General features: G+C 62.9%; 13 protein-coding genes and 1 pseudogene. 2 read left to right on the forward strand and 12 right to left on the reverse strand.

The genetic code is table 11. The annotated features are described in order from the left end of the window. The 11 genes and pseudogenes from JCM12178_RS14785 to JCM12178_RS14835 form a co-directional block, all read right to left on the reverse strand. On the reverse strand, positions 1 to 182 hold a 182-nt coding region (locus tag JCM12178_RS14785; protein ID WP_157054940.1), incomplete at its 3' end, for a hypothetical protein. Further along, on the reverse strand, positions 183 to 935 hold the full coding sequence (locus JCM12178_RS14790; protein WP_054652465.1) for an ABC transporter ATP-binding protein: 753 nt from the start codon (positions 933 to 935) through the stop codon (positions 183 to 185). Between the two features lie 10 nt (positions 936 to 945). Further along, the gene (locus JCM12178_RS14795; RefSeq protein WP_054652467.1) at positions 946 to 1,635 is read right to left on the reverse strand and encodes an ABC transporter permease; all 690 of its coding nucleotides are present in this window, start codon (positions 1,633 to 1,635) and stop codon (positions 946 to 948) included. An 88-nt stretch (positions 1,636 to 1,723) separates the two neighbouring features. After that, a pseudogene (locus tag JCM12178_RS14800) lies at positions 1,724 to 3,828 on the reverse strand (acetate--CoA ligase family protein). Between the two features lie 3 nt (positions 3,829 to 3,831). Then, on the reverse strand, positions 3,832 to 6,105 hold the full coding sequence (locus JCM12178_RS14805; protein ID WP_054652469.1) for a mechanosensitive ion channel domain-containing protein: 2,274 nt from the start codon (positions 6,103 to 6,105) through the stop codon (positions 3,832 to 3,834). 23 nt (positions 6,106 to 6,128) lie between these two features. Then, positions 6,129 to 6,383 (reverse strand): hypothetical protein, encoded by a 255-nt coding sequence (locus JCM12178_RS14810; protein WP_054652471.1) that lies wholly within the window; start codon positions 6,381 to 6,383, stop codon positions 6,129 to 6,131. Then, positions 6,380 to 8,488 (reverse strand): LamG domain-containing protein, encoded by a 2,109-nt coding sequence (locus JCM12178_RS14815; RefSeq protein ID WP_054652473.1) that lies wholly within the window; start codon positions 8,486 to 8,488, stop codon positions 6,380 to 6,382. The genes JCM12178_RS14810 and JCM12178_RS14815 overlap by 4 nt, the downstream gene beginning before the upstream one ends. Before the next feature lie 15 nt (positions 8,489 to 8,503). Next, positions 8,504 to 9,025 carry a prepilin-type N-terminal cleavage/methylation domain-containing protein gene (locus JCM12178_RS14820; RefSeq protein WP_054652475.1) on the reverse strand — a complete coding sequence of 174 codons (522 nt, stop codon included), beginning with the start codon at positions 9,023 to 9,025 and terminating at the stop codon, positions 8,504 to 8,506. Between the two features lies 1 nt (position 9,026). Continuing rightward, positions 9,027 to 9,470, reverse strand: a complete 444-nt coding sequence (locus JCM12178_RS14825) for a prepilin-type N-terminal cleavage/methylation domain-containing protein (RefSeq protein WP_054652477.1) — start codon at positions 9,468 to 9,470, stop codon at positions 9,027 to 9,029. Further along, positions 9,467 to 9,676 (reverse strand): hypothetical protein, encoded by a 210-nt coding sequence (locus JCM12178_RS14830; protein WP_054652479.1) that lies wholly within the window; start codon positions 9,674 to 9,676, stop codon positions 9,467 to 9,469. The genes JCM12178_RS14825 and JCM12178_RS14830 overlap by 4 nt, the downstream gene beginning before the upstream one ends. Beyond that, on the reverse strand, positions 9,673 to 9,984 hold the full coding sequence (locus JCM12178_RS14835; RefSeq protein WP_172677156.1) for a prepilin-type N-terminal cleavage/methylation domain-containing protein: 312 nt from the start codon (positions 9,982 to 9,984) through the stop codon (positions 9,673 to 9,675). Before JCM12178_RS14835 ends, JCM12178_RS14830 begins: the two co-directional genes overlap by 4 nt. 89 nt (positions 9,985 to 10,073) lie before the next feature. Here JCM12178_RS14835 and mobA point away from each other — a divergent pair, with 89 nt between their 5' ends. Next, positions 10,074 to 10,673 (forward strand): molybdenum cofactor guanylyltransferase, encoded by a 600-nt coding sequence (gene mobA / locus JCM12178_RS14840; RefSeq protein WP_054652483.1) that lies wholly within the window; start codon positions 10,074 to 10,076, stop codon positions 10,671 to 10,673. Here the strand turns inward: mobA and mobB are convergent, their stop codons facing one another. Beyond that, entirely contained in the window at positions 10,674 to 11,180 is a 507-nt protein-coding gene (gene mobB / locus JCM12178_RS14845) for a molybdopterin-guanine dinucleotide biosynthesis protein B (protein ID WP_054652485.1), read from the reverse strand. 109 nt (positions 11,181 to 11,289) lie between these two features. Between mobB and fdhD the strand changes: the two genes are divergently transcribed. Continuing rightward, positions 11,290 to 12,075 carry a formate dehydrogenase accessory sulfurtransferase FdhD gene (fdhD, locus tag JCM12178_RS14850; protein WP_054652487.1) on the forward strand — a complete coding sequence of 262 codons (786 nt, stop codon included), beginning with the start codon at positions 11,290 to 11,292 and terminating at the stop codon, positions 12,073 to 12,075. Positions 12,076 to 12,201 lie beyond the last annotated feature (126 nt).

Here is a 12,201-nt window from a genome sequence, read left to right on the forward strand (position 1 = left end):
CAGCCTTCGAGGCGCGCCTTCATGAGCGAGGCCGCCTTGAGCGCGCCGGGGCTGCCCGGACTGCGGTCCGCAATGGATGAAAGTTCTTCTATGACCTCACGCCCAAGCTCTCCGGCCTGCGCCGGAGGCGCAAGCAGCACGCAAAGTGCCAGAAGCAGGGAGAGCGTCAGGGCGCGGCGCATCTAGGCCTCCGCTCCGGCGGTCTCGCCGATGCCGCCCACGCTGATGTCCAGCTCTTCGCGTTTTTCCACGCGGTCCACCATGCCGTCACGAATCCAGACCACGCGGTCGGAGACGTTGAGCATCTTGTAGTCATGGGTGGCGGAGATGATGGTCACGCCGCGATCCTGCGAAAGCGAACGCAACAGTTCGATGGCCTCCTCGCCGGTGGTCAGGTCAAGGTTGCCGGTGGGTTCGTCGGCAAGGATGATGGCCGGGTCGTTGGCCAGCGAACGGGCGATGGCCACGCGCTGCTGCTGCCCGCCGGAGAGTTCCAGTGGCTTGTGATGGTGCCGCTTGGCAAGCCCCACCAGTTCGAGCAGTTCCATGCCCTTGTCGCGGGCTTCGTCCTCGTTCATGCCCGCAAAGGTCATGGGCAGGGTCACGTTCTCCAGCGCGGTCATGACCGGAATGAGGTTGAAGGTCTGGAAGATGTAGCCGATCTTGCGGTTTCGCAGCCACGCCAGCTCGTAGGCGTCGAGCTGCGAAATGTCGACCTCGTCGATGAAGACCTTGCCGTCCGAGGGCTTGTCCAGCCCGCCGATCATGTTGAACAGCGTGGACTTGCCCGAGCCGGAAGGCCCCATGATGGAAATGTATTCTCCCGCGAATATTTCGAGGTCCACGCCCTTGAGCGCCTCCACCTCCACCTTGCCCATGGTGAAGGTCTTGCGGACGCCGATGACGCGGACGATGGCATGCCTGTCGGTATTCATTCAGCCTCCCTCAATGTTCGGCCCGTATGGCGTTGATGGGCCGCATTCGTGCCGCGACCACGGCCGGATAGAGCACCCCGGCCAGACTGAGCATCAGCCCGCCGCCCACGGAGATCGCCACGGACAGGGCGAACCCGGACGCGGGCATGAACGCCAGAGCGTCCCAGCCGAAACGGATCCAGCCCGTCAGCGAGGCAAAGAGCGCACCGAGCAGCGCACCGGCCAGCGACCCGGCAAGCCCCTGCATGGCCGCTTCCAGCAGGAAGAGGCGCAGGACCATGGCGTCGAGCGCGCCGAGGCACTTCATGACCCCGATCTCCCGGAACCGTTCGGTGACGGACATGAGCTGGGCGTTGACGATGCCCACGGCGCAGACCAGCATGGAAAGAAAGACGATCCAGCGCTCCTTGGGCGTCATGGCCACGGTGCCCGCGTCCACCTGCACGTCATAGCCCGCATCCAGCAGCCGCTTGGCCGCGTCCGCGCCACCGGAGGCGAGAACACCTTCGGCCACGTTGAGGCTGGAGAGGACGAAAGAAAGGAAGGAGACAGCGAGAACGAGGCTGGAAACCGTTATCATGGAACGGAAAAAACGAACCCTGAGGCTCTTGAAACTGATTTCAAGAGACTTGCTCCAGGGCAGGACGATGGCGCGTCTGACCCCGCCTTTTCCTTCAGGGCCGAAAACTCTTTTTTCCATAGTCTCCGATAGTAAGCCGAGGACACCGTGAAAACAAGCCCCTGATTCACATTTTGCCAAGGAGACACGAAGCGGCCCGCCCGGAGGGTCAGGCTTTCGGGTCGAGCGTCAGGCGCATGTCCGCCACCACGCCCGGTCCGGGCCGACGAGGACGGGGTTGAACTCCGCCTCAAGCACCTCGGGCAGGTCCACGGCCAGTTGCGACATGACAAGGATCACGTCCTGCAGCTTGTCGAAGTTGGCGTGCGGCCCGCCGTCGATGCCCTTGAGGAGCATGTAGGAACGGATTTCGCGCACGATCTCGAAGGCGTCCTGTTTCGAGAGGGGGGCCAGCCTGAGGGCCACGTCCTTGACAATCTCCACGTAGACCCCGCCGAGGCCGAACATGAGCAGCGGGCCGAACTGGTCGTCGCGCTTGAAACCCACGATGACCTCGCGCGACCCCTTGGGGGCCATCTCCTGAATCAGGCAACCCGCGATGTAGGCGTCCGGCCGCATGCGCGCGGCGCGGGCAGTGACCTCGGCAAAGGCGTCGGCCACTTCGGCCGCGTCTTTCAGATTCACCACCACGCCCTGCACGTCGGTCTTGTGGGAAATCTGGGGCGAGGCGATCTTGAGCGCCACGGGATAGCCGATGGACTCCCCGGCCTCGATGGCTTCTTCGGTGGAGCGCGCCAGCACGGTGTCCGGAACGTCGAGGCCGTAGGCCTGCGCGATCTTCTGGGCATGAAACTCCACCACTTCCAGCTCCCCGCGCCTGCGGGACTCGTCCAGAACGGCGCGGGCGGCTGCAACGTCGCCCCGAATGTCCGCAAACTCCGGCTGCGGGCGGTTGCGGCGAACCGCGTGGTCATGCATGGCGTGGATGCTCTCCACGGCGGCGGCGGGAAAGTCATAGCACGGCACCCCGGCTTCACGCAGAATCTCGCGTCCCGGCCCCACGCGGCGGCCGCCGATAAAGCAGGCAAAGACCGGCTTGTTGCACTTTGCGGCAACGCGGGCCACGGACCTTGCGGTGTCCTCGATGCCCACAACGGCGGTGGGGGTCAAAAGCACCAGCAGGCTGTGGACGCTCGGGTCCTCGGCCACCACCTCCATGGACTGGGCGTAACGCTCCGCGTCCGCATCGCCGATGATGTCCACCGGGTTGTGAAAGGCCGCATAGCCGGGCAGAAACTCCTGAAGACGGGCCACGGTGCGGGGATTGAGCGCGGAGACCGCGAGGCCGTGCTTCACTGCGGCGTCGGCGGCGAGGATGCCCGGCCCACCGGAGTTGGTGACGATGCCGATGTTCGGCCCCTTGGGAAGCGGCTGCTCGGAAAAAGCGAGCGCAAGGTTGAAGAGCGCCTCCACGTCGCGCACGCGGATGACCCCGGCCTTGCGGAAGGCCGTGCCGTATGCGCTGTCGGACCCGGCAATGGCCCCGGTGTGCGAACTGGCGGCCTTGGCCCCGGCTGCGGTGGAGCCGGACTTGATCATGATGACCGGCTTGTTGCGGGTGGTGGCAGCGGCCTGACGCAGAAACGCCGAACCGTTCTCCACGTTTTCGATGTAGCCGAGAATGACCGAGGTGTCGGGGTCGGCGTCGAGGTATTCGAGCATGTCGGCCTCGTCGAGCAGGGCCTTGTTGCCGAGACTCACGAACTTGGAAAACCCGATGCCCGCGCCGCGCGCCCAGTCCAGAATGGCCACGCAGAGCGCGCCGGACTGGGAAAAGAAGGCGATGTCGCCCGGCAGGGGCGAGGCTGCGGAAAAGGACGCGTTCACCCCGGCCGGGGAGTTTATCATGCCGAGGCAGTTCGGCCCGAGCAGGGCCATGCCCGCGTCACGGCAGACACCGGCCAGCTCCTGTTCCAGCTCATACCCCTTGTGGCCCACTTCCTTGAAGCCCGCCGTAATGACGATAACCGAGCGGCAGCCGGTCTTGCCAAGCTCGCGCACGGTGTCCACAACAAACCTGCGCGGCACGGCGATGACCGCGAGGTCCACGCCCATGGGCAGGTCGGCAACGCCCGTGACGGCCTCGATCCCAAGTATCTCCCCGCCTTTGGGATTCACGGGGATGAGCCGTCCCGCAAATCCGGCCGAGAGCATGTTGTCCATGACCGTATGCCCGATCTTGCCGGGCGTTGCAGACGCTCCGATCACGGCGACGGTTTCGGGGTTGAAGAACGGTTCGAGGCTGGGCTTCACTGGTTATCGCTCCTCGTTTGATCCGGACTGCTTGGCTTTTTCCTCTTCGGAGAGCATCTGCTGCGCGGCCCCGGCTCCGGCCTTGACCGCCTCTTCGCGGTCCAGCTCGCCGTCCGTGGCCACGTGCACGGTGACCTTGCGGTGCGCGAAATGCAAGCCCTCTTCCTCGAAGTACTTCTTGAGCTTGGTCAATACGGCCTTGCGGACCGAGAACTGGCCGCCGGGCTTGGTGGTGAACTTGATGCGCATGAGCATCCCCACCTCGTCCATGCTCTTGACGCCCTGCGACTTGATCTTGGACAGCAGCACGTTGTCGAATTCGGGAATCTGCCTCAGCTCCTTGTCGATGCGCTTGACGATCTTCTTGACCTTGCCCACGTCCGTGTCGAACGGCACGTGGTACTGGAGCTTCATGATGGAGTAGTCACGGGTCAGGTTCTTGACCTGCTTTATGTGGCCGAAGGGGATCGTGTAGACCATGCCGAGATGATGGCGCAGCTGCATGGAGCGGATGGAGATGCGCTCCACGGTGCCCCGGGCCTTGTCCACCTCTATGTAGTCGCCCACGCGGATGGCGTCGTCCAGCAGGAAGAAGATGCCCGAGACGATGTCCTTCACCAGCGTCTGGGAGCCGAAACCGATGGCGATGCCGAAGATGCTGGCACCGGCAAGGAGCGGCCCGATGTCCACGCCGATGGACGAGAGGCAGATGAGCGCCACGACCACCACCAGCGCGGTAAAAATGAACTTCTTGAGCAGTTGCAGCAGGGTGGTGATGCGGTCCCCGCCGTGCCCGCCCTCGGCGTCGTCGTCCTCATGCTCTTCCCCTTCCGGCTTGATGCGCCGCTCGATTGCCGAGCTGACGTAGAGCCAGAAGAGGTAGGCCAGCACCAACGTAACCATGACATTGATGAGCGCCCGGGCCGTGGCCTCGCCCAGCGGCAGGCTCAGGTCATACAGGGACAGGAGCCAGAAGAAGAGCGCGGCCCCGATGCCCACGCGGAACCCGGCCCGCAGCACGGTCTTGACTCTGGAGACGCGCGCCGCATCGTCATGCTTTCCGGCCATGTGTCCGGCGTGATCCACAAGCCGCTGCGCGCCCCAGTTCAATATGAGATAGGCGGGCACGCACAGCAGCGCGGCAAGGCCGTTCCATGCCTGACTCTCGCCGAAGAGGATCATGCCCAGCACCCAGACGACCCAGAACACCAAAAGGTAGGTAATGGCCGCCAGATGCCAGACCGGAGCGAACTGCTCCCCGATGCTGCCCTGCTCCGCATGATGGCGGATGTAGTCCGCAACCGGCTTGCGGTTTGCGATAAGCAGCACGCACATGGCCGCCATGAGCACGAAACCGATACACGCGAGCGTCAGCAGATGCAGGGCCTCGGAGGAGTCCTCCAGCCGCAGCAGCCCGAAGAAAAGCAGGCTCAGGGCGATGAGCAGGGCGAAGCGGTCCGCCCATTTGTAGAGATATTTTGCGGCCGTGTCCGGAATGGGCAGAAAACGCAGCCCCGGAGCCTTGGGCGCGAGGAGAAAACGGGCCACGGTGGTGGAGAGCCCCCAGAAGATCATGGCCGCCAGCCAGGTGATGACCACGGGCTTGGCCCCGGAATACTGCCCCACCAGCAGCAGGTAGACGATGAAGACCACCGTGGATATGAGCAGCAGGGTCATGAGGTCGAGAAGCGCCCGCAGAAAGAGCCGCCCCATCCTGACGTACCACTCCGGATTCTCCGGAGTCTGGGCCAACCGGTCCCGCAGGTTCCGGGTGCGCCGGTTCACGGCCCAGCCCGCCAGCCAGTAGAGCACGGTTAAGAGTCCCACGCCCACCAGCGCGGTCAGCGGGTGCACCTGCCGGTCCAGCCCGAAGACGCGCTCAACGGCCTCGGGCATGGCCCGAGGGGCCTCGTCCGCCCCGGAAAAAAGGTACATGAACCGGTCCCGGACAAAGTCCCCGGCCCGGCGCATACGCTCGATGAAGCTCGCGATGGCGTTTTTTTTCTGCGTCTTATCAGGAGCGGCCTGCTGTGCTTGCGAGCGCTGGTCCAGCTCCTCGATGAGCAGCCGCCGGACCTGATCGTCGGTCATGGCGGCCAGCACTTCCTTGAGGTCCTTGGCGGAGATGTCGTCGGGGATGCCCTTTTGTTCGGCAACCTCGACCGTTTCCTTGGCCTGTTTCTTCCCGGGAACAAACGGGAGAGAAGATGTGGCAAACGACGGTGTTGCCACAAGAATCAGCAGGAACGCGACCGCGAGACAGCGAAAAGACTTCATTGCAGGACCACTTGGGTGAAAGGTTACTGTTCTTTGGGAGACTCGGGCTCACCCTTTTTGATGATCATGATGTCACCGGGGTGCGGTTTTTTGGGTTCTGGTTTCTTCTCTTTTAAGACTCCCTCCGGCTCGGCGGGTGCGGTGCCGTTTTCCGGTGCCACACCGACCGCACTCCCTCCGGTCGGGTCATTGCCAAACTCCACATCCCCCGTCAGTGCGACCGCGGGTACGGCCCAGAGCGTCATAATCACTGCAAAAAGGATCGTCCGTTTCATCATTGGTAGGCTCCCTGCTGGTAGATGCTCAATACTTCGTCGGCGGTCAGAACGCGGTCCCAGAGGTAGACCTGATCCACCACGCCGTCGAGCACGTAATTGTTAAAGGATCCATACAGCTGAGCGCCGATGTTCAGCCCGCCCGAGGTGCTCTGCGCGGCGATACCGCCCACGTTGGGGGCGGAGTTGTCCAACTGACCGTTCAGATAGAGGTTGAACGTCGTATTATCCCACGTGCCGACCGCATGCCACCATCGCTTCTGGACATTTGCCCGATTGAAGCGGAAGGAGGAATACACCCCTTGAAAAGAACCGAACGCAGGCTGAATGGCAAAAAGCAGCCTTCTATTATAAAACTGGAGCGTGTAGGCCTCATCCCAGAAGCTACTGGCATCTCCTTTGTGGAGCAGGCCTGCATAGTCATCGAAATCATCCAGATAAAACCACAGGGAAACGCTGCCCTGCGTCGTCAGATCGAGCTCGGGAGCGTCGGGTGCGTGGATGGTTCCGCGGCGGTTGGTCATCCGCACGCCGGTGGTAAAGGGCTTCGGCGCGCCCGTGACCCACTGTGCATCATACGGCTGCCCACCGGAGTTGCGATAGACCGTCCCGTCGTTGCCGCCTGTGGCGTTGGAATCATAGAGTGTGATGCCGGTGCCCTCGTTGGCGGGCCAGCCAGCAACATAGTCCGTGGGTACGTCCTCTGCGGTATCGTTCTCGTCCCGGAACATGAGCTTGAAGCCGTCCACGGTGGCGATCTGGGTGGCCGCGCCCGTTCCCTCGGTCCATCCGAAGGCGATCTGGTTGAGCAGGTCATGGGCATTCGCATCGAGAACCTTGGTGTCGATCATGTCGGGCGGATCGATGAAGTCCCCGGTCACGTCATCATAGCCTGCGGCCATGGTCTGGTCCTGCTGCCGCACCCAGGCCATGGTGGTGTACAGATAGTTCCCGTTTTCATCCGCGGTATCGGAGCGATGAATCTCGATGCGCACCGCGGCCGTGGCATTCCAGTTTCCGCCCACCCGAACGCCGTTATCCAACCAGTGGTTGTTTGTGGTGCGGTAGTAGTAGCCGTCCCAGCCTTCTTCGTTATCCATCCAGTTGTCGGGGTTCATGGGCTCGTCCGGCAGGTTCGATCCGGCTCCGTGGCGGTTGTCGTCACGGGTGTTATCGCAGCTCAGGGAGTTCTGGCCCCAGTAAACCGCAGCCACATGGTCGTAATTATTGTCGTCGCAGCGGCTGCTCGTCACGCACGGGTTGTTGCAGCTGTTGCGCCAGATGTCGAACTCCACGGCCATCTTGGGCGGCCTGATGCCGTTGCCGCTGACTCCGGGGCCGGAATAGCCCAGGTACTCGCCGCGAGAGGGGTCGCCGCCGCAGTCCGCCAAAGTGTTCGTCTCCATGCTCTTGACGCCGAAGGTGATGCCGTCCCCTTGTGAACTGCGGGCAAAGGTCACGTTGAAATATGCCCGAAGGCCGGTTCCGAAGGTGCAGTTGCCGTCCGTGCAGGGATTGACGTTGCCCTCGTACCAGAGGCAGCCGTAACTGCCGTAGAGGTTGTTGCCGAAGGAGGCGCTTTCCCCTTCCCCGTCCTTGATTACTGCGTCATCGGTCTCGCCGGAGCTGTCGCCTTCGCCTGTCTCGGTGAAGTTGTCCATGCCCTGCTCGAACTCGATGACCTCCGTATCCGTGACCGGCACGTTGAAGGTGGCCTGTACCAGCCGGGCGGCGGCCTGTGTACCGCTGCAACTGCTGGCGGAACACGAAACCGTGAAGCTTGGCCGGTTGTCAACGATGGTCAGGGTGAAGGTGTCACCGTTGTCCATGGTGTAGGTCTGGCCGTTCATGGCTGCCAGTTCGGTATCCACGTCGCCGGGCGTGGCGGCGGCGCGGAGGCGGCCCATGGCGTAGCGGATGCCTGACTCGGCAAGGTAGACCGCCCGCTTCTGGCAGACCGGGTAGGCCGTGCTCATGGACGAGGTGCCCACCATCATGGCCATTCCGCCTGCAAGCACCGCGAACAATGCGATGCCCATGACCACGTGGAGCATGGCCACCCCGTCGCGCGCGCTACGGTTCGCTGCGTTGCTTCGTCCGGTCTTCATCTGCTCACTCCCGGCCTAGGGGGCCCTGTGCACGAAATTTCTCGGGAACACGTCCACGGCGAATACGGTCGGCAAGCCTTCAAGGGTGATGCCCACGGAAACGCGCTCTATCTCGTTCGCCGCTCCGTCGCCGTTCATGTCCGCCAACGTGGCGTTCATGGCGAAATTGCTGACGTCATTGATGAGCACGTAGTCGGACTGCCCGGCATCCGCCCGCAGATAGACCGCGTCGTCTGCGTCCACATAACGAAGGCGGCGCACGCCCGGAAGCGCCGTGACCGTGGTCTCGTACTCCACGGAAAGGTCGTCCATGATCTGAACGTTCCCGCCCACGGTGCGATCTCGCATATCCTTGAGCTCGAGGCTGATGCGTTCCATGGCCACCTGCGCCTTGAGGGCGTAGTCGGTGTTGCGCTCGGTGGTAATGTACGCCGTGACGCCCGTGAACAGAAACATGCCCGCCACGGTGGCCACAATGCCCACGAGCACCATCACGAGAATCATCTCGATCATGGTCAGTCCGCTTCTCTTGCCCATATCAGTAGTTCACCTTGCTGTCGGACGCATCGGTGCGGCTGTTGCTCAAAACGACCGTCAGCACGTGGCCGGGATCGTCAGGGTCCGTCACCTCCACCTTGAGGAACGATCCGCCCGGCGATTCCGTTCCGCCCGCAAAGCCGATGTAGCTCATGGTCACGCCCTGACCGTAATCCCCTGCGGCCTCGTTGGCCTGTATCATGGCCAGTACGTCGGAGCCGATGTTGGCGTCATCGTTCACCAGCCGCACATAGTCGGCAATGATCCGCTCCATGGTCGTCTCGATGGACGATTCCCGGCTGGTCCAGGCCACGGGCTCTGTGCCGCCTATGAGCTTGTCGCCCAGCAGCGTGACCAGCAGCGCGCCGAGGACCGCCACCAAAACGATGGTCACGATCACTTCCACCAGGGTCAGACCCTGCCTGTTGTGCCTTGAGTGCGTCATGAGGTCGTAAATCCTGTTTCGGGCGTAACGCCGACAGTCCGCGTCGCTCCCCCTCCGGGAAAACCGACAGACGTCTGCACCGTGTTGACGAGGTCATCCACCTTTATGTTGTTCGACTCGTCGGTATAGGAAACGTAGGGAATCCCGTATCCGTCAAAGATCACCGTGAAGGAGGTCAGGGTCATCTCCTTGGCGGCAAGGTTCACCGCCTTGTCATTCTCACCGGGAAACCGCTCGCGCAGCGTGACATCCGTAGGGTCTGTGCCGTGAAAGAGCCAGAGGTCCGTGGCATCGCAGCTGACGCCCCATGCGTCCCGCTCTTGATGGCCCGCAAATGGGCGTAGCGCAGCTTGGAAACTATGTCTCCGGTGCGCGACGAGAGGCGGGCGGTGTCGGTGCCGCCCACGCGGGAGCCGACCACGAGGGCGAGGATGGCGATGACCACAAGGACGGCCACCACTTCGACTATGGTGAAGCCTTGAAGGTGGGGACGTTTTTCAAACTGCTCGGTCATATCACGACTATCCCACATACCGGGGTTCAGCGCAACAGCATCCCCGCAACAACCCTTGCCTTTCCGGGCCGTTCAGGTAGGTTTCCACCATGCACCCGAACACGCAGGCGCTCATCATTCTGGCCGGGGGCCTCGGCACCCGCATGGGCCACGTCAAGAAGGCCTTTCTGGACATGGGCGGCAAGCCCATCATCCAGCGGCTTCTGGACGAGCTGGCACCGGCGTTCGGCGAGGTGGTGATCTCCTGCCGGGATAGCGAAGACTTTGCCGACTACCCCGCGACCCTCGCACCGGACCGCTTCGAGGCCCGAAGCTCCCTGACCGGCATCCACGCAGGGCTGTCGGCCATGCGTTCGACCCACGCCTTCATCTGCGCCTGCGACGCGCCCTTTGTGCGGCGAAAACTCGCGGAAACGCTCATGCGTGAAGCCAAGCCCGAGGACGACGTGGTCATCCCGCTCAAAAGTGATGGCTACATGGAACCTCTCTGCGCGGTGTACTCGAAACGGTGCATCACTCCCGTGAGCGAACAGCTCTCGCGGGACGACTTCAAGATCATCCGGTTCTTCGATCAGGTCCGGGTCAGGACCGTGGACGCGGAAACGCTTCGCAAGGCCGACCCCGAGCTTGTCTCGTTCATGAACGTGAACACGCCCGAGGAACTGGCGGCGAGTCGGAAGCTTCTCTGATTACAGCCCGAGCCAGTCTTCGATAAAGGCGGCAAGGCCGTCGGCATCTTCGAGGCCGAAGACCGGCACGCCCGGGTCCACGGCGGAGTCGGTCACAAAGGCCAGCAGGTTGCGCTCCCACGCGTCGTCCGGCCCGCACAGCGGCTGGGCGTGGGCCTCGGGCCGGAACACTTCGACCTTGGGCATGGAGGAACGAAAGTAGCCTTCGGTGAGCACGAGATCCCTGTCCGCGAAAAAGGTGTCGGCGATCTCGCCGAGTTCCATCTCACGCTCCATCTCCTTGATGACCGCCAACCGCTGCGGCGACGAGATGACCACGGTCTGCGCCCCGGCCTCCCGGTGTCGCCAGGTGTCCTTGCCTTCGCGGTCCACCTCGAAGCCGTGGGTGTCATGCTTGACCGTGCCAACGCGGATTCCCCGCGCCCTGAGGGCGGGGATGAGTTTCTCGATGAACGTGGTCTTGCCGGACTTCTTCTTTCCGACGATGCAGACGACCGGTTTGCTCATGGCTGGTTCCTCCGGTGCAAGAGCTCGGTGAATAGGCCCGCGATTGCCCGCACGGACCGTCTCCCGTATACGTGAAATCATCGACGAAATCCAACGGGGACAGGCAAGAATGATCGATTCCTACCAGTACGACATCACCGAATACAAGGCCGGTGGCTTCGGCATGAAGCCGGTGGAGTCCATCCGGGAAGTGCCGCTGACCATCATCATCAACGGTCGCGAGGCCGTGACGCTTTTGTGCACCGGCAAATACCCCGAAGAACTGGCCGTGGGCTTTCTCAAGTCCGACGCCTTCCTGCAGAGCCCGGAGCAGGTTCAGGACATTGTGGTGGAAGAGGACGAAGAGCGGATCGTGGTCCGCGTCGAGGTCTGTCACGACCCGTGGAAGGATCGCGTCATCGAACGCTCCATAACCTCCGGCTGCGGCAAGGGCACCAACTTCGGCCGCAACGTGGCCACCATCTCCCGGCGCAGGCTGGACGGAGACATTCGCGTACGGCCCGAACGCATCCTCGAACTGGTAAACGAGCTGCACCGCCGCTCCACCCTTTACTGCCGCACGCGCGGGTGCCATAATTCCTCCCTGTGCTCTGCGGACGAGATGCTCCTTTTCCGCGAGGACATCGGACGGCACAACGCCATCGACATGATCTGCGGGCGGTGCTTCCTGCACAATGAGTCCGTGAGCGACAGGATGATCGTCTCCACCGGCCGGGTGGCCTCGGAGATCCTGCTCAAGGTCGTGCGCATGGGCGTGCCGATCATGGTCTCCACGGCCGTGGCCACGCGCTTCTCCGTGGAACTCGCCCGCAAGACCGGCATCACGCTGGTGGGCAACGTCAAGGATGACTCGTTCTGGGTCTACAACGATCCCGGACGCATACTCATGGAGTAGCCATGCTCGAAAACGGCACGCGGGAAGAGACGCTGGAACTGCTGACGCAATCGGTTTCCCCGCAGCCGTGCGCACAGGTGCCGCCCCACAAGGCCGCAGGCTGGTGCTGGCCGAGACGGTCCGCAG

The organism is Salidesulfovibrio brasiliensis JCM 12178 (genome assembly GCF_001311825.1).
GTDB classification, from domain to species: domain Bacteria; phylum Desulfobacterota; class Desulfovibrionia; order Desulfovibrionales; family Desulfovibrionaceae; genus Pseudodesulfovibrio; species Pseudodesulfovibrio brasiliensis.